General features: G+C 58.2%; 17 protein-coding genes. 8 read left to right on the top strand and 9 right to left on the bottom strand.

Translation table 11 applies throughout. From position 1 onward, the window contains the following. Positions 1-36 precede the first annotated feature (36 nt). From pepA to F3I44_RS21320, 3 genes are all read left to right on the top strand, one after another. A complete protein-coding gene (pepA, locus tag F3I44_RS21330; protein ID WP_009092357.1) occupies positions 37-1,548 on the top strand; it encodes a leucyl aminopeptidase in 1,512 nt (503 codons plus the stop codon). Between the two features lie 65 nt (positions 1,549-1,613). After that, positions 1,614-2,072: a DNA polymerase III subunit chi gene (locus F3I44_RS21325; RefSeq protein WP_090963995.1), complete on the top strand. Its 459-nt coding sequence runs from the start codon at positions 1,614-1,616 to the stop codon at positions 2,070-2,072. 5 nt (positions 2,073-2,077) lie between these two features. After that, positions 2,078-4,933: a valine--tRNA ligase gene (locus F3I44_RS21320; protein ID WP_150015883.1), complete on the top strand. Its 2,856-nt coding sequence runs from the start codon at positions 2,078-2,080 to the stop codon at positions 4,931-4,933. A gap of 77 nt (positions 4,934-5,010) precedes the next feature. On the opposite strand, the gene F3I44_RS21315 is transcribed toward F3I44_RS21320, so the two are convergent. After that, a complete protein-coding gene (locus F3I44_RS21315; RefSeq protein WP_150015656.1) occupies positions 5,011-6,207 on the bottom strand; it encodes a hypothetical protein in 1,197 nt (398 codons plus the stop codon). Between the two features lie 98 nt (positions 6,208-6,305). On the opposite strand from F3I44_RS21315, the gene F3I44_RS21310 reads away from it, so the two are divergent. After that, a complete protein-coding gene (locus F3I44_RS21310; protein ID WP_150015655.1) occupies positions 6,306-6,806 on the top strand; it encodes a GNAT family N-acetyltransferase in 501 nt (166 codons plus the stop codon). Between the two features lie 35 nt (positions 6,807-6,841). Here the strand turns inward: F3I44_RS21310 and F3I44_RS21305 are convergent, their stop codons facing one another. Continuing rightward, positions 6,842-7,603 (bottom strand): tRNA-(ms[2]io[6]A)-hydroxylase, encoded by a 762-nt coding sequence (locus F3I44_RS21305; RefSeq protein WP_150015654.1) that lies wholly within the window; start codon positions 7,601-7,603, stop codon positions 6,842-6,844. A gap of 56 nt (positions 7,604-7,659) precedes the next feature. Then, positions 7,660-8,082: a ribonuclease E inhibitor RraB gene (gene rraB, locus F3I44_RS21300; RefSeq protein WP_013359940.1), complete on the bottom strand. Its 423-nt coding sequence runs from the start codon at positions 8,080-8,082 to the stop codon at positions 7,660-7,662. A 160-nt stretch (positions 8,083-8,242) separates the two neighbouring features. On the opposite strand from rraB, the gene argF reads away from it, so the two are divergent. The 4 genes from argF (at position 8,243) to ridA (ending at position 11,406) form a co-directional block, all read left to right on the top strand. Further along, entirely contained in the window at positions 8,243-9,250 is a 1,008-nt protein-coding gene (gene argF, locus F3I44_RS21295) for an ornithine carbamoyltransferase (RefSeq protein ID WP_150015653.1), read from the top strand. A gap of 284 nt (positions 9,251-9,534) precedes the next feature. Beyond that, entirely contained in the window at positions 9,535-10,470 is a 936-nt protein-coding gene (pyrB, locus tag F3I44_RS21290; RefSeq protein WP_150015652.1) for an aspartate carbamoyltransferase, read from the top strand. A 12-nt stretch (positions 10,471-10,482) separates the two neighbouring features. Beyond that, entirely contained in the window at positions 10,483-10,947 is a 465-nt protein-coding gene (pyrI, locus tag F3I44_RS21285) for an aspartate carbamoyltransferase regulatory subunit (RefSeq protein WP_150015651.1), read from the top strand. A gap of 72 nt (positions 10,948-11,019) precedes the next feature. After that, positions 11,020-11,406, top strand: coding sequence for a 2-iminobutanoate/2-iminopropanoate deaminase (ridA, locus tag F3I44_RS21280; protein WP_033731344.1), 387 nt, complete (start codon positions 11,020-11,022; stop codon positions 11,404-11,406). Between the two features lie 48 nt (positions 11,407-11,454). Here ridA and lplT read toward each other — a convergent pair whose 3' ends face one another. The 6 genes from lplT to F3I44_RS21250 all read right to left on the bottom strand — a co-directional run bounded on the left by lplT (position 11,455) and on the right by F3I44_RS21250 (position 23,786). Continuing rightward, entirely contained in the window at positions 11,455-12,645 is a 1,191-nt protein-coding gene (gene lplT, locus F3I44_RS21275) for a lysophospholipid transporter LplT (protein WP_150015650.1), read from the bottom strand. Next, positions 12,642-14,792, bottom strand: coding sequence for a bifunctional acyl-ACP--phospholipid O-acyltransferase/long-chain-fatty-acid--ACP ligase (aas, locus tag F3I44_RS21270; RefSeq protein ID WP_150015649.1), 2,151 nt, complete (start codon positions 14,790-14,792; stop codon positions 12,642-12,644). The genes lplT and aas overlap by 4 nt, the downstream gene beginning before the upstream one ends. An 89-nt stretch (positions 14,793-14,881) precedes the next feature. Continuing rightward, positions 14,882-16,267, bottom strand: a complete 1,386-nt coding sequence (locus F3I44_RS21265) for an efflux transporter outer membrane subunit (RefSeq protein ID WP_150015648.1) — start codon at positions 16,265-16,267, stop codon at positions 14,882-14,884. A gap of 3 nt (positions 16,268-16,270) precedes the next feature. Beyond that, on the bottom strand, positions 16,271-19,372 hold the full coding sequence (locus F3I44_RS21260) for an efflux RND transporter permease subunit (protein ID WP_150015647.1): 3,102 nt from the start codon (positions 19,370-19,372) through the stop codon (positions 16,271-16,273). After that, positions 19,369-22,581 carry an efflux RND transporter permease subunit gene (locus tag F3I44_RS21255; protein ID WP_150015646.1) on the bottom strand — a complete coding sequence of 1,071 codons (3,213 nt, stop codon included), beginning with the start codon at positions 22,579-22,581 and terminating at the stop codon, positions 19,369-19,371. Before F3I44_RS21255 ends, F3I44_RS21260 begins: the two co-directional genes overlap by 4 nt. Further along, the gene (locus tag F3I44_RS21250) at positions 22,578-23,786 is read right to left on the bottom strand and encodes an efflux RND transporter periplasmic adaptor subunit (RefSeq protein ID WP_150015645.1); all 1,209 of its coding nucleotides are present in this window, start codon (positions 23,784-23,786) and stop codon (positions 22,578-22,580) included. Before F3I44_RS21250 ends, F3I44_RS21255 begins: the two co-directional genes overlap by 4 nt. Between the last annotated feature and the right edge of the window lie 404 nt (positions 23,787-24,190).

Below are 24,190 nucleotides of genomic sequence, written 5' to 3'. Positions count from 1 at the left end.
AGCAGCGGCCGTTGTCTTTAAGATTCAGGAGAGTGCATGGAGTTCAGTGTAAAAAGCGGAAGCCCGGAAAAACAGCGCAGTGCCTGCATTGTCGTTGGCGTTTTCGAACCGCGTCGTCTGTCACCGATTGCCGAGCAGCTGGATAAAATCAGCGACGGCTACATCAGTGCCCTGCTGCGCCGCGGCGAGCTGGAAGGAAAAGTGGGCCAGACACTGCTGCTGCATCATGTGCCAAATATCCTGTCCGAGCGTATTCTGCTGATTGGCTGCGGTAAAGAGCGTGAGCTGGATGAACGCCAGTACAAGCAGGTCATTCAGAAAACCATTAATACGCTGAACGATACCGGCTCTATGGAAGCGGTCTGCTTCCTGACCGAGCTGCATGTCAAAGGCCGCAATACCTACTGGAAAGTGCGTCAGGCCGTGGAGACCTCAAAAGAGGCGCTCTACAACTTTGATCAGCTGAAAAGTAATAAAGCCGAGCCGCGTCGTCCACTGCGCAAGCTGGTATTTAACGTGCCGACCCGCCGTGAGCTGACCAGCGGCGAACGCGCTATCCAGCATGGATTAGCGGTCGCTGCCGGCATGAAAGCCGCTAAAGATCTCGGCAATATGCCGCCAAACATCTGTAATGCCGCCTATCTCGCGTCACAGGCGCGCCAGCTGGCTGATGCCTTCAGCAAAAATGTCACTACTCGCGTGATCGGCGAACAGCAGATGAAAGAGCTGGGCATGAACGCCTATCTCGCTGTCGGTGCCGGTTCGCAGAACGAATCGCTGATGTCGGTGATTGAATACAAAGGCAATCCGGATGCTGAAGCGCGCCCGATTGTGCTGGTGGGTAAAGGGCTGACCTTTGACTCCGGCGGCATCTCCATCAAACCTGCCGACAGCATGGACGAAATGAAATATGACATGTGCGGCGCGGCTGCCGTCTATGGCGTGATGCGTATGGTGGCAGAGCTGAATCTGCCGCTGAACGTGGTGGGCGTGCTGGCGGGCTGTGAAAACATGCCGGATGGCCGCTCAATGCGTCCGGGCGACGTGCTGACCACCATGTCTGGCCAGACAGTTGAAGTACTGAACACTGACGCCGAAGGCCGTCTGGTGCTGTGCGATGCGCTGACCTACGTGGAACGCTTCGACCCGGAAGTGGTCATTGACGTGGCAACGCTGACCGGAGCCTGCGTGATTGCGCTGGGCCATCACATCAGCGGTTTGCTGTCGAACCACAATCCGCTGGCGCATGAGCTGATCAGCGCCTCGGAGCAGTCAGGCGACCGCGCCTGGCGTCTGCCGATGGCGGATGAGTTCCAGGAGCAGCTGGAGTCCAACTTTGCCGATATGGGCAACATCGGTGGCCGTCCTGGCGGCGCGATTACCGCCGCCTGCTTCCTGGCACGCTTTGCCCGCAAATATAACTGGGCGCACCTGGATATCGCCGGTACCGCCTGGCGTTCCGGCAAGGCCAAAGGTGCCACCGGACGTCCGGTGCCGATGCTGTCGCAGTTTCTGTTGAATCGGGCAGGATTGAACGGCGACGACTAAGCGCCCTCTTTTCTGACAGCAGGGGCGGATGTGAATCCGCCCTTGATCTTCTGATGAGCTAACCGATGAAAAACGCAACCTTCTACGTGCTGGAAACCGATGCCCCGAGCGATGGCCTGAGCGCCGTTGAAGCGCTGGTGTGTAATCTGGCGGAAACACGCTGGCGGGCCGGAAAGCGGGTGTTGATCGCCTGCGAAGATGAACAACAGGCCATTCGTCTTGACGAAGCGCTGTGGCAACGACCGGCAAACGCCTTCGTGCCGCACAACCTGGCGGGTGAAGGCCCGCGCTACGGTGCGCCGGTTGAGCTGGCCTGGCCACAGCGTCGCGGCAGTTCACAGCGCGACCTGCTGATTAGCCTGCTGCCCCACTTCGCAGATTTTGCTACTGCTTTCCATGAAGTGATAGACTTCGTTCCTTACGAGGACGCTCTCAAACAACTGGCGCGCGACCGCTACAAAGCGTATCGCAGCGTTGGATTCCAATTGAATACGGCAGCGCCACCACAGCCGCAAACGACATAGCAGAAATGGAAAAGACATATAACCCGCAAGATATCGAGCAGCCGCTTTACGAGCATTGGGAAAAGCAGGGCTACTTCAAACCGAATGGCGATACCAGCCAGGAAAGCTTTTGCATCATGATCCCGCCGCCGAACGTCACCGGTAGCTTGCACATGGGTCACGCCTTCCAGCAAACCATCATGGACACCATGATCCGTTACCAGCGCATGCAGGGGAAAAATACCCTGTGGCAGGCGGGTACTGACCACGCGGGCATCGCTACGCAGATGGTGGTTGAGCGCAAAATTGCGGCTGAAGAGGGCAAAACGCGTCAGGACTATGGCCGCGATGCGTTCATCGAGAAAATCTGGCAGTGGAAAGCGGAGTCCGGCGGCACTATTACCCGTCAGATGCGCCGCCTGGGTAACTCCGTCGACTGGGAGCGCGAGCGCTTCACGATGGACGACGGCCTTTCCAACGCCGTAAAAGAGGTGTTTGTTCGCCTCTACAAAGAGAACCTGATCTACCGTGGCAAACGTCTGGTGAACTGGGATCCTAAGCTGCGCACCGCGATCTCCGATCTGGAAGTGGAAAACCGCGAGAGCAAAGGCTCCATGTGGCATATCCGCTATCCACTGGCTGATGGCGCAAAAACCGCCGACGGTAAAGATTACCTGGTGGTCGCGACCACCCGTCCGGAAACCCTGCTGGGCGATACCGGCGTGGCGGTCAACCCGGAAGATCCACGTTATAAAGATCTGATTGGCAAATTCGTGATGCTGCCGCTGGTTGGTCGTCTGATTCCTATTGTGGGCGACGAACACGCCGACATGGAAAAAGGCACCGGCTGCGTCAAGATCACTCCGGCGCATGACTTCAACGACTACGAAGTCGGCCGTCGTCACAAGCTGCCAATGATCAACATCCTCACCTTCGACGGTGATATCCGCGACCGCGCCCAGGTGTATGACACCAACGGCGAAGCCAGCGATGCCTGTTCCGATGAGATCCCGGCGGCTTTCCAGAACATGGAACGCTTTGCCGCGCGTAAAGCGATTGTTGCCGCTGTCGATGAGCTGGGCCTGCTTGACGAGATCAAACCGCACGACCTGACCGTACCTTACGGTGACCGTGGCGGCGTGGTGATCGAGCCGATGCTGACGGACCAGTGGTATGTGCGTACCGCGCCGCTGGCGAAAGTGGCGGTTGAAGCCGTTGAGAATGGCGACATCCAGTTCGTGCCGAAGCAGTACGAAAACATGTACTTCTCCTGGATGCGCGATATTCAGGACTGGTGTATTTCCCGTCAGCTCTGGTGGGGTCACCGCATTCCGGCGTGGTATGACAACAACGGTAACGTCTACGTTGGCCGTACCGAAGAGGAAGTGCGCGCGGAAAACAACCTGGCCGCCGATGTGGCGCTGCGTCAGGATGATGACGTGCTGGACACCTGGTTCTCCTCAGGTCTGTGGACCTTCTCCACCCTGGGCTGGCCGGAGAATACCGAAGCGCTGCGCACCTTCCATCCAACCAGCGTGCTGGTCAGCGGCTTCGACATCATCTTCTTCTGGATTGCCCGCATGATCATGCTGACCATGCACTTCATCAAAGATGAAAATGGCAAACCGCAGGTGCCGTTCAAAACCGTCTACATGACCGGTCTGATCCGCGATGAAGAAGGCCAGAAGATGTCAAAATCCAAGGGCAATGTGATTGACCCGCTGGATATGGTCGACGGCATCTCGCTGGAAGCGCTGCTGGAAAAACGTACCGGTAACATGATGCAGCCGCAGCTGGCCGAGAAGATCCGCAAACGTACCGAGAAGCAGTTCCCGAACGGCATCGAGCCATCAGGCACCGATGCGCTGCGCTTTACGCTGGCGGCACTGGCCTCAACCGGTCGCGACATCAACTGGGACATGAAGCGCCTGGAAGGGTATCGCAACTTCTGTAACAAGCTGTGGAACGCCAGCCGCTTTGTGCTGATGAACACCGAAGACCAGGATTGCGGACAGAACGGCGGCGACATGATGCTGTCGCTGGCGGATCGCTGGATTTTGACCGAGTTCAACCATACGGTGAAAGCCTACCGTGAAGCACTGGACAGCTACCGTTTCGATATCGCTGCGAACATTCTGTATGACTTCACCTGGAACCAGTTCTGTGACTGGTATCTGGAGCTGACCAAGCCGGTGATGAACAGTGGCAGCGAAGCGGAGCTGCGCGGCACCCGTCATACGCTGGTTCACGTGCTGGAAGCGCTGCTGCGTCTGGCGCACCCGATTATTCCGTTTATCACTGAAACCATCTGGCAGCGCGTGAAGGGGCTGAAAAATATCAGCGACGACACCATCATGCTGCAGCCTTTCCCGCAGTACGATGCGGCGAAAGAAGATGCGGAAGCGAAAGCCGATATCGAGTGGATGAAGCAGGCGATCGTTGCCGTGCGTAATATCCGTGCGGAGATGAACATTGCGCCGAGCAAGCCGCTGGATGTGCTGCTGCGTGACTGCTCACCGGCTGCCCAGCGCCGCGTTGAAGAGAACCGTAACTTCCTGTCGCGCCTGGCGCGTCTGGAAAGCCTGACCATTCTGCCGGCAGGCGAGAAAGGTCCGGTTTCGGTGACCAAAATTGTGGAAGGCGCAGAGCTGCTGATCCCGATGGCGGATCTGGTCGACAAAACCGCTGAGCTGGAGCGTCTGGCGAAAGAGCTGGTTAAGCTGGATGTGGAAATCGAAAGGATCGAGACTAAGCTGGCGAATGAAGGCTTTGTGTCACGTGCGCCGGAAGCCGTCGTTGCGAAAGAGCGCGAGCGCGTGGCAGACCTGCAACAATCAAAAGCAAAACTGATTGAACAGCAGGCGGTCATTGCGGCGCTCTGATTGATTCGCTGCTCTGAAAAAACCCTGCGCTCTGGCGCGGGGTTTTTTATTTATAAACGACTCTTAAGGGGAAATATTTAGTGCTTTTGAGTTTCAAATAATGAGGAAAATACAGCACCTGTTCTAACCTGCTCGCTTTTCGCTAATAAACAATACTGGCTCATGTCAGTTAACTTCTTCTTGGCTTTTTCATCCACCTGCCAGGCAAAGGCATTTTTTTTCAACGCTAACTCTCTTAGCATCTTAATATTTTTTGGGCAGATGAGATGAGTTTCTCCATTTGAGAAAAGTTCTACGCCCTCAATAATACGGTCTGAGCCAGAGACCTTACTCGCACCCCAAATATCCTGTGGAAAATAATGCGCAGGGAAAATTTCAGATTTGAAAGCAAAGGCCCTTTCGTGCCATGAAGCCATTCCAACTATTTCAATTGATCGTTGATTAATCTGTATAAGCTGAACAGAAAACATGGCGAAGATTGCAATTACTATTGCTGGAGAAAGAGCCATAACGGGTTTTATGCCGTGGTGTACTTTCTTTTTATACATCACAAGTGAAAGTAAAACAGGCATAAAAAGCAATAAATACAACACTAAAAATATAAAATACTCAGTCAACGAACCGCTTTCTGAAAAATAAACACCGCCCTGTAATAAATATGCAAGTGGGAGTATTGATATTATAGCAACCAGGAGAGAATATAAGATGTAGCATGCATTAACAAAAACAGCGCTAAGCCTAATATATAGCATCGTAAATTTCATTTTTTTTATAATAGATTCTTCAATGAATTTAATTTTTATTACCTCTAACCGAGATAGAGCTTTACGTCGGTTTTCTTGTCTTTTACCATTAAGAAAATAATTAAATATAACATGTATCAGTGACGCTGCAGCAGTAGTCGTTATTAAAAGCCACCATGAATAAGACATAACCTCGAATAACAATAATGTAAAGGCAGTAACAACCGCAGTTAAAGCAGTTATGGCACAGCAGCCTTCGTTATATTTCCTATTGAATCGATTCCCTTTACTATTTTGCATGCCGGAAAGTGAACAAAGCACTGACGGAACTAGCAAGACAATTGAAAATACGCCAAAAAAGAAAAGAGAAGTTATCAGAATGGCAATCACACCAGTTACATTATTTATAATAAGAGGAAATACATCAACCCTACCAATCCATTTAAAATAACCCCATACATTCATAAACCCCATTATAATAAAAAGTAAGGAAAGATCTTTGATGATTTTTAGATTGAATTTAAAAAACATAACGTGTGGCTCCTTGCCCTGTGGTGAATATTGCTTTTAGATGACGATAATGTTACTTGTGGTAAATGTTTAACCGATTCGCATAACTCAATCCCAACATGATTTCTGACTCTCAACACCTCCAGGTGCGGCCAATTACGGCCGCCGATAATCCGCATATTGCCCAGGTGATCCGTGATGTTTCTGCGGAGTTCGGCCTGACGGCTGACAAGGGCTATACCGTCTCCGATCCCCAGCTCGACCAGCTGTTTGAGCTCTACAGTGCCGATCAGAGCGCCTACTGGATTGTGGAGTATCAGGGCAAGGTCGTGGGTGGCGGAGGCGTGGCGCCTCTCGCCTGCAGCGCGCCCGATATCTGCGAACTGCAAAAGATGTACTTTCTGCCTGCGGTGCGAGGTCAGGGTCTGGCGCGCGAACTGGCGCTGCGGGCGATGGAGCATGCACGCAGCCACGGCTTCCGTCGCTGCTACCTTGAAACGACCGCCAGCCTGACGCGGGCCATTAAACTCTATGAGTCGCTGGGCTTTGAGCATATCGACGGCGCGATGGGCTGCACCGGCCATGTCGACTGCGAAGTGCGCATGCTGAAACTTCTGTGACAATCGGGGCAGACAGCCCCGCTGATATGATCGAATCAGAACGCCGGAACGCCGCTGTGAAAGCGTAATTCGTTGTCCGGTTCGCTGATTAACCGCCCTTCTGTCACGCCAATCGCCTGCACCCGCGGCGTGATATCTTTACCGGCAATCTGCGCCGCCAGGGTCAGATAGTCCTGATAATGCCGCGCCTCGGAGCGCAGCAGCGAAATATAGAACTTCGCCAGTTCATCATCAAGATACGGTGCCAGACTGGCGAAACGCTCGCAGGATCGCGCCTCAATGTAGGCACCACAAATCAGCTTATCCACCAGCGTTTCCGGCTCATGGGTGGTCACTTTACGCAGCAGCGATTTGGCATAGCGGCTGGAGGTGATCTTCTGATAGACCAGCCCGCGCGACTGCATAATTTCCCACACCTGATAGAAGTGATGCAGCTCCTCTTTAATCAGCAGCACCATCTTCTCCACCAGTTCATCCGCCCACGGCAGCGCATTGCGCACGATGATGCGTTTCGTCAGATTTTTATGGGCGTTGATAAAGTCGCTGTCGCCATCTTCGCGGAAGATAAAATCTTCATAGGGCTTGAGCCACGCCAGAATGGCATCGCCGCTGGGTTTGTCAGCGACATATTTGCGGATCAGCCACACCGCTGTCTGGGCGGCTTTCAACTCGCACACCAGATGGTCGGTTAACAGCAGGGTCAGGTTTTCCGGCTTCCGCGCCTCATCAATCCAGGCCTGTGGCGTACGGCAGTGCAGAAACTGATAAATCGGTTCGAGTAAGGGTGCGTAATTCATGATGTCAGAACAGGGGTGGCAGAAGTGACAGGCGGAGAACTCTCCGCCCCGGCTACTTAGTGGCGAATACCATCATCATCTTCATCTTCGATGGCGTCGTCATCTTCGTCTTCATCTTCGGCATCAGGATCTTCGAAATAGGTGCCCCAGCCGTCGTAGTCGACGTTGTACTTACCAATCAGGTTCACCAGCTGCTCAACCTGCACATCGATCAGTTCAGGCTTCAGCGCAGATTCGCTGATGATGTCGACACACATCACGGTTGTGCCATCTTCCAGCTCCAGCTCTTCCGGCTCAGTCACCTCATAACCCAGCTTGAACGCATCAACCGCGGCTTTTTCCAGTGAATCAAAATTATTGCATGAGAGATGATGCTCGATGGTATAGAGCGCATCAGGATCGCTGCCATCCTCCAGCAGCTCTTCGATAATCTGCCGCGTCTCTTCCTGCTGCTCTTCCAGTAATGCTTCATATGCCATGACAATGTCCTCTCTGAGTTCGGCAATAATCAATTATTTTCCCACACTGCCTGTCGCGCCACTACACAAAACGAAAAGTTTATTGGCTCCAGACTTGAAAATGCATATTCATACGGTTAAATTGAATTTTAATTCATTTTGATGGTTACCGGAGTGTTGTATGAGTCAGCTGTATCAGCGCCATTTCCTCAGGCTTCTGGATTTTACCCCCGCCGAAATCGATCACCTGCTTTCCCTTTCCGCTGAATTAAAACAGGCGAAAAAAAGCGCCAGCGAAGTGCAGTATCTGAAAGGCAAAAACATCGCGCTCATCTTCGAAAAAGACTCGACCCGTACCCGATGCTCTTTCGAAGTTGCCGCTTACGATCAGGGTGCAAACGTCACTTATCTCGGCCCGAGTGGCAGTCAGATCGGCCATAAAGAGTCAATGCGCGACACCGCGCGGGTGCTGGGCCGCATGTACGATGGCATTCAGTATCGCGGTTACGGTCAGGAGCTGGTGGAGACGCTGGCGGAACATGCCGGTGTGCCGGTGTGGAACGGTCTGACCACCGAGTTTCACCCAACCCAGTTGCTGGCTGACCTGCTGACCATGCAGGAGCATCTGCCGGGCAAAAAGCTCAGCGAGATGACGCTGGTTTATGTGGGCGATGCGCGCAACAACATGGGTAACACCATGCTGGAAGCCGCCGCTCAGGTCGGTCTGGATCTGCGTCTGGTGGCACCGAAGAGCTGCTGGCCAGAGGACGAACTGGTGACGCAGTGCCGCGACGCCGCGCAGCAGACCGGCGGTAAAATTACTCTCACCGAAGATATTGCTGATGGCGTAAAAGACGCTGACTTTATCTACACCGACGTCTGGGTGTCGATGGGCGAAGCCAAAGAAGTCTGGGCCGAGCGTATCGCCCTGCTGCGTGACTATCAGGTTAACCGCGCGATGCTCGATCTGACCGGCAACCCACAGGTGAAATTCCTGCACTGCCTGCCCGCTTTCCACGACGACCAGACTACATTGGGCCAGCAGATGGCAGAGCAGTACGATCTGCCCAACGGCATGGAAGTGAGCAACGAGGTGTTTGAGTCGCCGCACAGCATTGTGTTCGACCAGGCCGAGAACCGGATGCACACCATCAAAGCGGTGATGGTCGCCACGCTGGGTCAGCGCTGATCGTCCGGCGGCAGGCGGGCTGACGCCATAGGTTGTCGCCCACCTGCCGCCACGGCCCTCTCGCAGCGCAAACGTTTTCCTCTTGCCGCCCCACCGCGAACGGGTATAATGCGGCCCAATTTGCCGGAGGAAATATGCGACAGCACAGCGGACAATTTAACGCTCAATCACGCCTGACCGCAGGCGGCGCTGCTGTTTCTTTCGGTCATCGACCCGATCATAAAAAAGCCCCTTAAGCAGGGGCTTTTTTTTGTCCGCAATCCGGCCGCGCAGAGGAGAGAGCTATGCCTAACCCGCTATATCGCAAGCACATCATTTCAATTAACGACCTCAGTCGGGAAGAGCTGGAGCTGGCGCTGCACACCGCCGCTACGCTGAAAGCCCATCCGCAGCCGGAACTGCTGAAGCACAAGGTGATTGCCAGCTGCTTCTTTGAGGCCTCGACCCGTACCCGCCTGTCGTTTGAAACCGCGATTCATCGTCTTGGTGCGTCAGCGGTGGGCTTTGCGGACGGCAGCAACACATCACTGGGCAAAAAAGGCGAAACGCTGGCCGACACCATTTCTGTCATCGGCACCTACGTCGATGCGATCGTGATGCGCCATCCGCAGGAGGGCGCGGCGCGACTGGCGACCGAGTTTTCCGGCGGCATTCCGATTCTCAACGCAGGTGACGGCGCAAACCAGCATCCGACCCAGACGCTGCTCGATCTCTTCACCATCCAGGAGACCCAGAGCCGTCTGAATAACCTGAACGTGGCGATGGTGGGCGACCTGAAGTATGGCCGCACCGTGCACTCCCTGACCCAGGCGCTGGCGAAGTTTGATGGCAACCGCTTCTTCTTTATCGCGCCCGATGCGCTGGCGATGCCGGCTTATATCACCGATATGCTGGACGAGAAGAGTATCCCCTGGTCCCGTCACGACAGCTTTGAAGAGGTCATGCCGCAGCTCGATATCCTCTACATGACGCGGGTGCAGAAAGAGCGGCTCGATCCGTCTGAATATGCCAACGTCAAAGCGCAGTTCATCCTCCGCGCCGCCGATCTCGCCACGGCGCGTGACAACATGAAAGTGCTGCACCCGCTGCCGCGCATCGACGAAATCACCACCGATGTCGACAGCACCCCTTACGCCTGGTATTTCCAGCAGGCGGGTAACGGCATCTACGCACGCCAGGCTCTGCTGGCACTAGTTTTAAACAGCGAACTCGCCCTGTAAGGAGATCTCATCATGACGCAGGACAACAAATTGCAGGTCGAAGCGATCAAACGCGGCACGGTCATCGACCACATTCCGGCACAGATCGGCTTTAAGCTGCTCTCTCTGTTCCGGCTGACCGAAACCGACCAGCGCATCACCATCGGCCTGAATCTGCCGTCGGGCGAGATGGGCCGCAAAGATCTGATCAAGATTGAAAACACCTTTCTCACCGACGATCAGGTGAATCAGCTGGCGGTCTATGCGCCCGATGCCACGGTTAACCGCATCGACGACTATGAGGTGGTGGCCAAGATCGCCCCGACGCTGCCGGATCGCATCGAACGGGTGCTGACCTGCCCGAACAGCAACTGCATCAGCCGCAGCGAGCCGGTCTTCTCCAGCTTTGCCGTGAAGCAGCGTGCCGACGATGTGCATCTGAAGTGCAAATATTGCGAGAAAGAGTTCGCCCGCCACGTGGTGCTGGGTCACTGGTAATCGCCCTGCCCGACCTTATAATGGGCAACCCCGGCGGCATCGCCGCCTGACGACATAATCAAAGGAGCCATGATGTCTCGTGAAATCAGTACTGAGAAAGCCCCTGCCGCGATCGGTCCCTATGTTCAGGGTGTCGATCTGGGCAGCATGATCATTACCTCAGGTCAGATCCCGGTCGATCCGGCGACCGGCCAGGTGGCAGATGACATTGCCGCACAGGCGCGTCAGTCGCTGGAAAATGTGAAGGCGATTGTTGAAGCCGCGGGTCTGAAGGTGGGTGACATCGTGAAGACCACGGTGTTTGTGAAGGACCTGAATGATTTCGCCACGGTCAACGCGACCTATGAAGCGTTTTTCACCGAGCATGAGGCTGACTTCCCGGCGCGTTCCTGTGTTGAAGTAGCGCGTCTGCCAAAAGATGTGAAGATCGAAATCGAAGCGATTGCCGTCCGTCGTTAAGCTCAGGCCGCCTCTGCCCGCGTAAGCCGGAGAGAGGCGGCGAATTCGTTAACGCTTAGCCGGTCGCCACAGCCACAGAACCGCAATCGCCAGCGCAAACAGCACGCCAAAACCGACGCCCGTCGCCACCGCCGGTGCGCCCGCCTTGATCGCCAGCGTATAGAGCCCCAGCATCACCAGCATCGCGCTGTTCTCACCCAGATTCTGCACCGCAATCGCGTTGCCGGAACCGACGCTCTCTTTGCCCCGCGCCTGAAGCAGCGCATTCAGCGGCACCACAAAGAAACCGCCCAGCGCACCAATCAGCATCAGCAGGAGATAGGCGCTGACCAGCGAATGCTGCAGCGAGAAGACGACGACCATCACGCCAATCAGGACGCCCGCGGGCATGCAGCGGCGTACCGTCTCCAGCGTCACCAGCTTTGCCGCCGCCGCCGCGCCAATCACGATACCGATCGCGACCATCGCATTCAGCGTGGTTGGCGTGGTGTTGTCATTGATGCCCAGCGCCACTGGTACCCAGAGCACCAGCAGGAAACGCAGCGTCACGCCTGCCCCCCAGAACAGACTGGTGCCGAGCAGCGAGAAGCGCGTTTCGGCATCACGCCACAGCAGCGCAGCGGCACTGAAGAAGCTGCGTGTCATCTCGCCAAACTGCCAGCTCTGCCCCGGACGTGCCGCCTGCAGTTTCGGGATAAACAGGTTCGCGACCACGGCGATGCCGTAGGTCAGCGCACAGATCCCCAGCGCTGCCAGAATATGCCAGTCAGCCAGCATCCCGCCCGCCACCGAGCCAAGCAGAATGGCGGCGATGGTCGAGGCCTCCATCAGCCCGTTGGCTTTTACCAGCTTCTCGCCATGCGTGATCTCACCGAGGATGCCATATTTGGCTGGCGAGTAGGCCGCTGCGCCCGCGCCCACCAGGGTGTAGCCGAGGAAGGGATTGAAGCCGAAGCAGATCACCAGCGCGCCCAGCAGCTTCAGACTGTTGGCGAGCATCATCACCCGCCCTTTCGCCATGCTGTCCGCCACCTGACCGACAAACGGTGCCAGCAGAATGTAGGCTGCGACAAACAGCATCTGTAATACCGGCTGGCTCCACTCGGGATAGAACTGACTTTTCAGCACCGCCAGCGTGGCAAACAGCAGCGCGTTATCGCCAAAGGCCGAAAAGAACTGAGCGATAATCACGGCGATCATGCCGCGCGACATCAGCGGCGCATTACGATCAAGGCTCATGCCTGCTCCTCTTCCGCCATTTTTTTCAGCGTGACGTAGTCGGGTTTACCGCTGCCCAGCTGCGGCAGCTGCTTCATGACACGGATATCACGCGGCAGTGCCAGCTCTGGCGCACCCAGCTCGCGGGCCGCCTTCTGCAGTCTGTCGCGTGCCAGCTCAGCGTCGGTAGTGAACAGCACCAGTGCCTCACCGCGCTGACCATCCGGGCGCAGCGAGGCGGCGTGCTGTTTGTCCGGCGACGCTTTGAGGGCGATCTGCTCGACGATCTCCAGCGACACCATCTCACCGGCAATCTTTGCAAAGCGTTTGGCACGGCCCTGAATCTGGCAGAAGCCGCCTTCATCGAAGCTGACGATATCACCGGTGTCGTACCAGCCCGCTTCCATATTGCCTTCGCCATCGTCAGCGACCGGTGCTTCCAGCACACCAGGATTTTCGACCCGTAGATAGCCTTTCATCACGTTCGGCCCGCGCAGCTGCAGCCGACCGCCCTGCTCGATGCCCGGCACCGACATCAGCCGTGAATCCATGCCCGGCAGAATGCGTCCCACGGTGTGCGCCTTCGCCGCCATCGGCACATTGATTGCCACAACTGGCGCGCACTCGGTTACGCCGTAGCCCTCAAGAATACGGATGCCATACTTCTCCATGTAGAGCTGACGGGTGTTCTCCTGCAGCTTCTCCGCACCCGCCACCACATAGCGCAGGCGCGCAAAATCATAGGGCGCGGCAAAGCGCGCGTAGTTGCCCAGGAAGGTTGAGGTGCCAAACAGCACGGTGCAGTTACGGTCATAAACCAGCTCCGGCACAATGCGATAGTGCAGCGGACTGGGATAGAGGAAGACCTGGGCACCGGTCATCAGCGGCGTGAACAGCCCGACGGTGAGACCAAAGGCATGGAACAGTGGCAGCGCCGACATAAAGCGGTCACGCGGCGTGAAGTCGGCGATGGTGCGGATCTGTTCGACATTCGCCAGCAGGCTTTTATGCGAATGCACCACGCCTTTAGGATTACCTTCAGATCCGGAGGTAAACAGCACCATGGCGGCATCTTCCGGCTGCTGAGGCAACTGGGCACGATGCGGCATCAGCAGATGGGCGAGGATCCACAGCTTGTCCTTGCCGGTGACGGTATCTTTGAGATCTTCCAGGTAAATCCACTGCACATCGTCCAGCCCCTGTGGCAGATGCCACAGGTTGCCTTTGTCCAGGAACTGCCGTGAGGTGAAGACGGTTTTGATCTGCGCGGCGGTCAGCGCCGCCCGCATGCCGTTAACGCCCGCGCTGTAGTTGAGCATCGCCGGGACGCGCCCGCGCAGCGTAGCGCCGAAAATCGCCGCCGCTGTCACGGTGGTATTCGGCAGCAGCAGCCCCACCACTTCGCGCGGCTGGCTGTAGCGCTCCAGAATACGGCCCACGCCCAGCGACTTCTTCAGCAGTCCGTTGTAGCTGTCAGGCTTGAAATTGACATCTTCGATGCAGCGCTTAAACGCGCCATAACGGGTACGCGCCGCCAGAAACGCCTCAAACAGGGTTTCACGCGGACGCACCGCCATGCGCGCTTCCATCATCACGTGATGCAGATGCTCACCGGCCAGCACGCGACGGTCGCGCGCCCGTTTCGCCTCCGGCATCGGAATGCGGGTCGCGGGCAGCACGGTCAGGGTGATGCGCGGGAACAGGCGACGTTTAAACACGCCAGCCAGACGACCGAACGGCGTGAACTCTGCGCCTTCGATGCGCATCGGCACCACGTTAGCGCCTGAGCGCGCGGCGACAAAGCCGGCCCCGCTGTAGATTTTCATCAGCGATCCGGTCACGGTTATCCTTCCTTCCGGGAAGATGACCACCGGACGGCCCGTATCAATCAGCCGTACCAGCTGCTTCAGCGCCATAGGCCGGGTCGGATCCAGCGGCACAAAGTCGATAAAGGGTTTAATCAGACGCATAAACCAGCTTTCGCTGATGGTCGAGTAGACGGCAAACACCGGTTTAATCGGTAAAAACAGCGCCAGCAGCATGCCGTCGAGAAACGACATATGGTTCGGCGTGATTAATACCTTCTGCTTATGCAGTCCGGCGACGTCGCCACGCAGTTCGACCCGCCATAACAGGCGAAATATCAGGCGTAATAGTTTGAAAGCCATGCCAGCTCCTTAGCATCGTAAAAAATAGCCCTCACGATGCAGGATTTGACGCGGTTCGACAACCAAATTATGGGCAATCTGACGCAGCTTCAGGGGGCCTGCCAGCCACCGCCGAGCGCGGCAATCAGCGCCACGCTGCTGACCCACTGTGTGCTCTGCAGCGTCAGCAAACTCTGCTGTGCACTCAGGCTGCTGTTCTCCGTGGTCGCCACATCCAGGTAGTTAATCATGCCCGCCTCATACTGCAGACGCGTCACCCGCGCTGAGGTCTGTGCTGCATCGGTGGCGCGCTGCTGTGCGGCGATTTCGCCCTGCAGCGTGTTCAGTTCCACCAGCTTATCTTCCACTTCCTGCATCGCAGACAGCACCGTCTGACGATAGGTCGCGACGCTGGCATCCCAGCCTGCCCGCGCCTGATCGACTTTGGCAGAGGTCGCGCCCGCGTCAAACAGCGTGCCGCTCAGCTCAGGCCCCAGTGACCAGACGCGGTTCGGTAGCGAGAACAGCGAATGCAGCACCGAAGCGCTGACGCCCCCGCTGGCGCTCAGGGTCAGGTCGGGATAGTAACCGGCCACCGCTACACCCACGGCGGCATTGGCAGCGGCCATGTTGCGTTCGGCGTACGCAATGTCGGGACGGCGCTGCAACAGCTCGCCCGGCAGACTCGCCGGAATCGCGGGCAGCGTGGCGGTCAGCGGTGCGGCGGGCAGGCTGAAGTCAGCGGGGGCTTTGCCGACCAGCAGCGCAATCGCGTGCTCCATCTGCGCACGCTGCCACTGATAATCCTGCGCCGAGGCGCTGGCGCTCTCCAGTTGCAGCTGTGCCTGTGCCAGCGTCGCACGCGATGCGGTGCCCGCCTGATACTGGCTGTTGATGACGTTCAGGTAGCGCTGATACGCGTCAACGCTCTGCTGATAGCACGCGATTTTCTGATCCATGATGCGCAGCTGGAAATAGTCCTGCGCCAGCTCAGACTGGGCGCTCAGGGTGATGTTGGCCAGTTCTGCCGCGCTGGCCGAGGCGCTGGCGCGGTTCTCCTCCAGCGTGCGCCGTAGTTTGCCCCACAGATCCAGCTCCCAGCTGGCACTCAGCTCCGCCTGATGGCTGCTGCTGGTGGTGCGAACACTGCTGCCAGTGACATGGCTGCCGCTGCGCGTCACGCTGCTGTCATAGCCCAGCGAAGGAAACAGCGACGCGCGAGACTCCGCCGCCAGCGCCTGCGCCTGCCGGTACTGCGCGGCATAGGTCGCCACGTTCTGATTCGATACGCTCACCTGGCTCAGCAGCCCGCCTAGCGTGGCGTCATGGTAGACCGACCACCATTCGCCTTTGCTTTGCGCATCCAGCGGCGTCGCCTGCTGCCAGCCCCGGGCCTCTTTATAGTGAACCGGCATCGCCACCGCCGGGCGCTGATAGTCGGGACCCACGCTACAGCCAGCCAGCAGCAGCACAATAAACGGGATAAATGGTTTCATGGATCAGGATTCCGCATGGCGCAGACGACGCCATTGACGTTGAGTGGCGCGACCCAGACGATCGAGCCACAGATAAACAACCGGTGTGGTAAACAGCGTCAGCAGCTGGCTCAGCGCCAGTCCGCCCGCGATGGCGATACCTAATGGGCTGCGCAGATCGGCATCACCGCCGCTGCCCAGCGCCAGCGGCAGCGCGCCGAAAAAGGCGGCCAGCGTAGTCATCATGATCGGCCGGAAGCGCATCAGGCACGCCTGGATGATCGCCTGCTGCGGCGACATGCCCTGCCGCCGCTCCGCGTCGATGGCAAAATCGATCATCATGATGGCGTTCTTTTTCACGATGCCGATCAGCAGGATGATGCCAATCAGCGCGATCACCGTGAGCTGCGTGTTGGTCAGCAGCAGCAGTAACAGCGCGCCGACGCCCGCTGACGGCAGGGTAGAGAGTATGGTCAGCGGATGGATGTAGCTCTCGTAGAGCACGCCGAGCACGATATAGACCGCCGCCAGCGCCGCCAGAATCAGCCACGGCATGGTGGCGGTCAGCTGGGAAAAGGCAGCAGCGGTACCGGCAAAACCGGCATGAATGGTCGACGGCAGGCCCAGCTTCGCCATCGCCTGTTTAATGAGTAACTGCGCCTGCTCCAGCGAGACGCCCTCATTGAGGTTGAATGCTACGGTACTGGTGGCGGACTGGCCCTGATGCGCCACCGACAGCGGCGCATTGCCGCCGCTGAAGCGGGTAAAGGCGGAGAGCGGCACACGGTCACCACTGTCGTTAATTACATAGAGCTGCTGCAGCGTCTCCGGATTGGCGGTGTCGCTGTCCTGCAGCGACATCACCACGTGATACTGATTCAGGGTGTGGTAGAGCGTGGCGATCTGTCGCTGACTGAACGCATTGTTCAGCAGCGTATCGAGCATTTTCACATTGACACCCAGCCGTGTGGCGCGGTCACGATCAATGGTCAGCTCCACCTCCTGACCGCCCGTCTGCGAGTCCGAGTCCACACTGTTGAGCTGGGGGATCGCCGCCAGCGCCGCCTGTACTTTCGGCGTCCAGACCCGCAACAGATCAAGATCGTCCGCCTGCAGGCTGTACTGATAAGTCGCGTTAGCGCTGCGTCCGCCAATGTGCAGATCCTGCGCCGCCATCAGGAACATCTGAGCCCCGGCGATGTGACTGGTTTTGCGCGTCAGCCGGTTGGCCACTTCGGTGGCCGTGGCATCACGCTGGTCAAAGTCCTTTAGCCGGACAAAAAAGTTGGCGCTGTTACGGGAGCCAAACATCCCGCTGCCCATCGACGACATTACGCTCTCGACCGCCGGGTCTTCCTGAATGATCTTCGTGAACATCAACATTTTTGGCTTCATCGCCTGAAACGAAATGTTCTGATCGGCACGCAGCGCGCCCATCAGCAGCCCGGTGTCCTGATTCGGGAAAAAGCCCTTCTGCACCACGGTGAACAGAAAAACATTGAGCAGCACGGTCAGCAGCAGGCTGAGCATGGTCAATTTCTGATGGCGCATCACCCAGGCCAGCCCGCGTCCGTAGGCAGCCAGCAGGCGATTTAGCTGGTTTTCAATAAACTGATAAAGCGGATGCGGCCGCTTGCTCACGGACGGCTTCGGTTTCAGCAGGCGTGCGCAAAGCATCGGCGTCAGGCTGAGCGAGACAAACAGCGAGATCAGCAGCGACACGGTGAGTGTGACAGCAAATTCGCGGAACAGCCGCCCGACAATGCTGCCCATCAGCAGAATCGGGATGAACACCGCGATCAGCGATACGGTCATCGACAGCACAGTGAAACTCACCTCCTGCGCCCCACGCAGCGCCGCCCGCAGCGGACTCAGCCCGCGCTCAATGTGACGGGTGATGTTCTCCAGTACCACAATCGCATCATCCACCACGAAGCCGGTGGAGATAATCAGCGCCATCAGCGACAGGTTATCCAGGCTGTAACCCAGCAGGTACATCACCGCACAGGTCCCGATCAGCGACACCGGCAGCGCCAGTGCCGGGATGATCACCGCCTGCAGATTGCGCAGGAAAATAAACACCACCGCGATGACCAGCAGCACCGCGATCAGCAGCGTCTCTTCGGTGTCATACAGCGAGGCGCGCACGCCCGGTGAGCGGTCAACCACCACCTTCAGCTGGCTGTCAGCGGGCAGGCTCTTTTCCAGCAGCGGCAACTGCGCTTTTATTGCGTCGATGGTTTCCAGCATGTTAGCGCCCGCCTGACGTTTAATGCCGATCATCACCGCAGGCGTGGCATTGAGGAATCCCGCCTGATAGCGATCTTCCACCGAGTCATAGACCGTGGCGACGTCGCGCAGCCGCACCGCCTTACCCTGCTGCCAGGTGATAATCAGATCACGGTAGCTGGCGGCCTTCTCCAGCTGGCCGTTGCTGTCCACCAGCCACGACTGATCACTGCCCTGTAAGATCCCTTTGGGCAGATTGGTGGTGCTGTCGGCGACGGCGGCGCGCACCGTCTCCAGCGAGATGCCGTAGTGGGTCAGCTTCAGCGGCTGCAGATCAATCCGCACCGCGGGTAAGGCGCTGCCCATCAGCGACACTTCGCCGACGCCCTGTACCTGCCCCATCGCCTGTTCGATTTTGCTCTCCGCCAGATCGTAAAGCTCGCCGGGCGTGCGGGTAGCAGAGGTCAGCGCCAGCATCACAATCGGCGCATCTGACGGGTTGGCTTTGCGATAAGTCGGCAGCGAGGCCATTGCGCTCGGCAGCAGGCTGCGCGCCGCGTTGATCGCCGCCTGCACGTCGCGCGCCGCGCCGTTGATATCGCGGTCCAGCTCAAACTGCAGGATGATGCTGCTGGATCCCTGCGAACTGCTGGAGGTCATCTCGCTGATACCGGCAATCTGCCCGAGTGAACGCTCCAGCGGGGTCGCGACCGTCGCTGCCATGGTTTCGGGGCTGGCCCCCGCCAGGCTGGCGCTGACCATGATGGTCGGGAAATCGACCTGCGGCAGCGGTGCCACCGGCAGCAGCCGGTAGCCCAGCGCGCCGAGCAGCAGGATCGCCAGCGTCAGCAGCAGCGTCGCCACCGGACGAAAGATAAACAGCCGGGTCAGATTCATTGCCCGCTCCGCGCCTGCTGCTGACGGCGTTTCACCCAGGCATTGCCGCGCTGCGCCAGCCCGTCAAACCAGAGGTAGATGATCGGCGTGGAGAAAAGCGTCAGCACCTGACTGACAATCAGCCCGCCGACAATCACCAGCCCCAGCGGCTGACGCAGTTCGGCACCCGAGCCGGAGGCGAGCATCAGCGGCAGCGCGCCGAGCAGTGCCGCCATCGTCGTCATCAGAATCGGGCGGAAGCGCAGCAGGCAGGCCTGATGAATTGCCTCACGCGCGCTGAGGTGCTGCTGATGTTCCGCCTCCAGCGCAAAGTCGATCATCATAATGGCGTTCTTTTTCACGATGCCGATCAGCAGGATGACGCCAATCAGCGCAATAAGGCTGAACTCCGTGCCCGCCAGCAGCAGCGTCAGCAGCGCGCCCACCGCCGCCGACGGCAGCGTAGAGAGAATCGTGACCGGATGGATAAAGCTTTCGTAGAGGATACCGAGCACCACATACATGGTGATCAGCGCCGCCAGAATCAGCCACAGCGTATTGCCGGTGGCGCTCTGGAACGCCGACGTTTCCCCCTGGTAACGCAAAGTGGTGCTCTCCGGCAGCTGCAGCTGCTGGCGCACCTCCGCAATTGCCCGCTGGCCATCCTCCAGCGAGTAGCCTGGATTCAGGTTGAAGGAGATCATCACCGCCGGGAACTGATTCAGCCGCATGTGCATCAGCGAGCCGGTGCGCTGATGAATCGTCGCGATAGCGGTAAGTTTCACCATCCCGCTGCGGGTGGACGTCGTGTCAGAAGCGGAGGTGGACGTCGACGTTGATGAAGACGTTGATGAAGAGGCAGATGACGTCGTGCTGCTGGATGACGACGAGCTGCTGCTGGAAGAGGGCTGCAGATAAATATCATCAAACGACGCCGGTCCCTGCTGGAAGGCCGGGGCCACTTCCAGCACCACCCGATACTGATTCGACTGGGTAAAAATGGTCGAGACCAGCCGCTGACCAAAGGCGTTATAGAGCGCGGTGTCCACGTCCGATGCGGTAATGCCGAAGCGCGCCGCTTTGTCCCGGTTCAGCTCCACGTAAGAGACGCGCCCCTGATCCTGCAGGTTACTTACCACGCCATTAAACTCGGGCCGCTGCTGCAGTGCCGCCACCAGTTTCGGCGTCTCACTAACCAGATTTTCACTGTCGGCATCGTCAAGGGTGAACTGATACTGACTCGGCGAGACCTGGTCGTTGACGGTGAGATCCTGCGCCGGTTGCAGATAGAGCCGGATACCCGGCACGCTGGCGGTTGCCTGGTTCAGCTGGCTGATCACCTCGCTGGCACTGAGATCGCGGGAGCCAGACGGCTTAAGGTTGATCTGCAACCGGCCGCTGTTGAGGCTGGTGTTGGTGCCGTCGATACCGATGGTCGATGAGACACTCTCCACCGCCGGGTTTGTCAGGATAAGTTTAGAGAGCGCCTGCTGCCGCGTAGCCATCGCGTTAAAAGAAACATCCTGTGAGGCGATGGTGACGCCCTGAATCAGCCCGGTATCCTGGGTCGGGAAGAAGCCTTTCGGCACCATCAGATAGAGCAGCGCCGTCAGCCCGAAGGTCGCCAGCGCCACCAGCAGCGTCAGTTTCTGATGGTTCAGCACCATGGTCAGCAGCCGGTCATAGCCGCGCACCAGCCGGTCAAACAGCGCGCCGCCCTTGCGGGCAAAGGTTGACTGCTGCTCTGGCGGAATGTGCCGCAGCAGATAGGCACACAGCATCGGGGTCAGCGTCAGCGACACCCCCATCGACACCAGGATCGCCACCGCCAGCGTAATCGCGAACTCCCGGAACAGCCGCCCGACCACATCGCCCATAAACAGCAGCGGGATCAGCACCGCAATCAGTGAAAAGGTCAGCGAGATGATGGTGAAGCCAATCTGCTGTGAGCCTTTCAGCGCCGCCTCCATCGGCGACTCGCCCTGCTCCAGCCGTCGGGAAATGTTCTCCACCACCACGATAGCGTCATCGATGACAAAGCCAGTGGCGATGGTCAGCGCCATCAGCGACAGATTATTCAGGCTGAAGCCCGCCAGATACATCACGCCAAAGGTGCCAATCAGCGACAGCGGCACCGCCACGCTGGGGATCAGTGTGGCGGCAACGTTGCGCAGGAACAGGAAGGTCACCATCACCACCAGCGCAATCGACAGCATCAGCTCAAACTGCACGTCGCTGATTGAAGCGCGAATGGTCTGGGTGCGGTCGGAGAGAATGGTCATCTTCACCCCGTCTGGCAGCGCCGCCTGCAGTGCAGGAAGCTGCGCCTTGATATTGTCCACCACCTGAATCACGTTTGCGCCCGGCTGGCGCTGCACGCTGATGACAATCGCGGGCTGGTTGTTGGCCCATGCTGACTGGAAGCTGTTCTCCGGACCCTGTTCGATATGGGCGATATCTTTCAGGCGCAGCGCCGCGCCGTTCTCGTAAGTGAGAATGAGGTTGCCGTACTCTTCGGCGGTACGCAGCTGGTCGTTGGCGTCGATGGTGACCGAATGATATTTCCCGTCAAAGCCGCCTTTGGAGCCATTAACGTTGCTGTTGCCAATCAGCGTATTCACCGCCTCCAGCGTCAGATGATGCGCCGCCAGCGCCTGCGGGTTCATCTGCACCCGTATCGCGGGCTGATGACCGCCCGCCAGCGTCACCATGCCGACGCCGGAAATCTGCGACAGCTTCAGCGCCACCCGGGTATTGACCAAATCCTGCACCTCGGTCAGCGGCAGCGTGCCGGAGCTGGCTGCCAGCGTCACCACCGCGCTGTCCGCCGGATTGACCTTTTTGTAGGTCGGCGGGTCAGGCAAATCGTCGGGCAGCAGGTTATTTGCCGCATTAATGGCCGCCTGTACCTCCTGCTCGGCGACATCCAGCGACAGATCCAGGCTGAACTTCAGGGTAATGATCGACGAGCCGCTGGCGCTGGTGGAGCTCATCTGGCTCAGCCCCGCCATCTGCCCTAACTGGCGCTCCAGCGGTGAGGTGACCGATGACGCCATCACATCCGGGCTGGCACCCGGATAGAGCGTGGTGACCTGAATAGTCGGATAGTCGACCTGTGGCAGCGCCGAGGTCGACAGGAATTTATAGGCAAAGATGCCCGCGATCAGCACGCCAGCCATCAGCAGAATGGTGGCGACCGGACGCAGAATAAACAGGCGAGACGGGTTCATTTTGGCTCAGTACCGGCAGCAGGCGTCTCATCGGCCAGCGTGACTTTGCTGCCGCTGGTCAGACGATCGATCCCTTCCGTTACCAGCCGATCCCCCGGTGCGACGCCGCTGAGGATCGCCTGCTGATCGTCGCCGAAGGCGGGGCCGGTGGTGACCGCTTTGCGCGTAACGGTGTGATCCTGATTGATCACAAAGACAAAGCTGCCGTCGCTGCTCAACTGCAGCGCCTGCGCCGGGATCACCGTCGCGCCTTTCAGCACCCGGGTCTGCAGCCTGATATTTACAAACTGGTTAGCAAACAGCGCTTCATCCTGATTGGCAAACACCGCTTTCAGCGCCACGGTGCCGGTAGCGGTGTCGATCTGGTTGCTGATGAACTTCACTTCGCCGCTGGCGAGCTGATGCTGGTTGTCCTGATCGAACAGCGTGGCGGGCAGGCTCTGCCCCTGATGCAGCACGCTGACCAGCGCCGGGATGTTGCTTTGTGGCACGCTAAAGGTGACGGCGGCGGGTTGCATCTGAGTGATGGTCACCAGACCGGTGCTGCTGGAGCTCTGCACCATGTTGCCGGGATCGACCTGTCGCAGACCGACGCGCCCGCTGATCGGGGCGGTAATCCGGGCATATTCAATGCTCAGCTTTGCACTGGCGATCTGTGCCTGATCGGCGGCGACCGCGCCGCGATACTGCCCGACGGTGGCAATCTGACTGTCCAGATCCTGGCGCGCCAGCGCATCCTGCGCCGCCAGTTTGCGATAGCGCGCCAGCGTCAGCTCGGCACTTTTCAGCAGCGCCTGGTTTTCGCTGAGTTCAGCCTGATACTGGTTCAGCGTCGCCTGATAGCTGCGCGGATCGATTTGCGCCAGCAGTTGACCGGCACTGACCTTCTGCCCTTCGGTAAAGAAAACCTGCTCCAGCTGGCCGTCAACGCGACTGGTCACCGTCACGCTGGCGTTGGGGATCACCGTGCCGAGCGCATTCAGCCACACCGGCACATCCGCCGTGCTGGCGACGCCGCTGTGAACCAGCGTTGCACTGTCGCCCATCATGCCAGGCGCACCCGGTCTGCCCGGCGGCATTCCCTCACCCGGCCCGTGCCCCGAAGAGAGCAGACGCCAGATAACGCCTGCGACAATCGCAACAACCAGCAACAGGAGCAGCCATTTAAGCCCAAAGGAACGCGCGGGGCGAGAAAGGTGAGTCATCGTCGAACTCTTCAGATAAGCAGAAAAAGAAATCCCGGAACGTGCGGAATGCGGCAGTGAAAACCGGCTGTGGCGAGCAAAAAAACGCCAGGCGTCACGGCGGCCATTATCGGTGAAAGGCGACGCGCGTTTCTATCGGCAAACTGTCAGGGTTTCGTTAAGAACGATGATGATTTAACGGCGGGTTATACGGCGGAAAAGGCAGGAGCCGACACGCAGGCAAAAAAAACCCACGCCTCTGCGTGGGTCGGTGTAATAACAGGGTCTCACTGCCGAAGCGGTGTTGTTTTCACACCCATCAATACCTCTGGGACGGCTATACTCGCACTGATTGACCACGCGGAGACAGCGGGAAAACGCAACCGAATTCGGGGAAGTGCAACGAGGTGTGAATATCCTTCACG

Source organism: Pantoea sp. F_5, from assembly GCF_008631595.1.
Taxonomy (GTDB): Bacteria; Pseudomonadota; Gammaproteobacteria; order Enterobacterales; family Enterobacteriaceae; genus Pantoea; species Pantoea gossypiicola.
This window is presented reverse-complemented; position numbering and strand designations above follow the sequence as displayed.

What these genes read in the sequence shown, in the direction of transcription:
- F3I44_RS21255 (WP_150015646.1), bottom strand. Translation starts at nt 22,581, where the DNA reads ATGAACCCGTCTCGCCTGTTTATTCTGCGTCCGGTCGCCACCATTCTG.
- F3I44_RS21325 (WP_090963995.1), top strand. Translation starts at nt 1,614, where the DNA reads ATGAAAAACGCAACCTTCTACGTGCTGGAAACCGATGCCCCGAGCGAT.
- F3I44_RS21260 (WP_150015647.1), bottom strand. Translation starts at nt 19,372, where the DNA reads ATGAATCTGACCCGGCTGTTTATCTTTCGTCCGGTGGCGACGCTGCTG.
- pepA (WP_009092357.1), top strand. Translation starts at nt 37, where the DNA reads ATGGAGTTCAGTGTAAAAAGCGGAAGCCCGGAAAAACAGCGCAGTGCC.
- F3I44_RS21265 (WP_150015648.1), bottom strand. Translation starts at nt 16,267, where the DNA reads ATGAAACCATTTATCCCGTTTATTGTGCTGCTGCTGGCTGGCTGTAGC.
- aas (WP_150015649.1), bottom strand. Translation starts at nt 14,792, where the DNA reads ATGGCTTTCAAACTATTACGCCTGATATTTCGCCTGTTATGGCGGGTC.
- pyrB (WP_150015652.1), top strand. Translation starts at nt 9,535, where the DNA reads ATGCCTAACCCGCTATATCGCAAGCACATCATTTCAATTAACGACCTC.
- pyrI (WP_150015651.1), top strand. Translation starts at nt 10,483, where the DNA reads ATGACGCAGGACAACAAATTGCAGGTCGAAGCGATCAAACGCGGCACG.
- F3I44_RS21315 (WP_150015656.1), bottom strand. Translation starts at nt 6,207, where the DNA reads ATGTTTTTTAAATTCAATCTAAAAATCATCAAAGATCTTTCCTTACTT.
- ridA (WP_033731344.1), top strand. Translation starts at nt 11,020, where the DNA reads ATGTCTCGTGAAATCAGTACTGAGAAAGCCCCTGCCGCGATCGGTCCC.
- F3I44_RS21320 (WP_150015883.1), top strand. Translation starts at nt 2,078, where the DNA reads ATGGAAAAGACATATAACCCGCAAGATATCGAGCAGCCGCTTTACGAG.
- lplT (WP_150015650.1), bottom strand. Translation starts at nt 12,645, where the DNA reads ATGAGCCTTGATCGTAATGCGCCGCTGATGTCGCGCGGCATGATCGCC.
- rraB (WP_013359940.1), bottom strand. Translation starts at nt 8,082, where the DNA reads ATGGCATATGAAGCATTACTGGAAGAGCAGCAGGAAGAGACGCGGCAG.
- F3I44_RS21250 (WP_150015645.1), bottom strand. Translation starts at nt 23,786, where the DNA reads ATGACTCACCTTTCTCGCCCCGCGCGTTCCTTTGGGCTTAAATGGCTG.
- F3I44_RS21305 (WP_150015654.1), bottom strand. Translation starts at nt 7,603, where the DNA reads ATGAATTACGCACCCTTACTCGAACCGATTTATCAGTTTCTGCACTGC.
- F3I44_RS21310 (WP_150015655.1), top strand. Translation starts at nt 6,306, where the DNA reads ATGATTTCTGACTCTCAACACCTCCAGGTGCGGCCAATTACGGCCGCC.
- argF (WP_150015653.1), top strand. Translation starts at nt 8,243, where the DNA reads ATGAGTCAGCTGTATCAGCGCCATTTCCTCAGGCTTCTGGATTTTACC.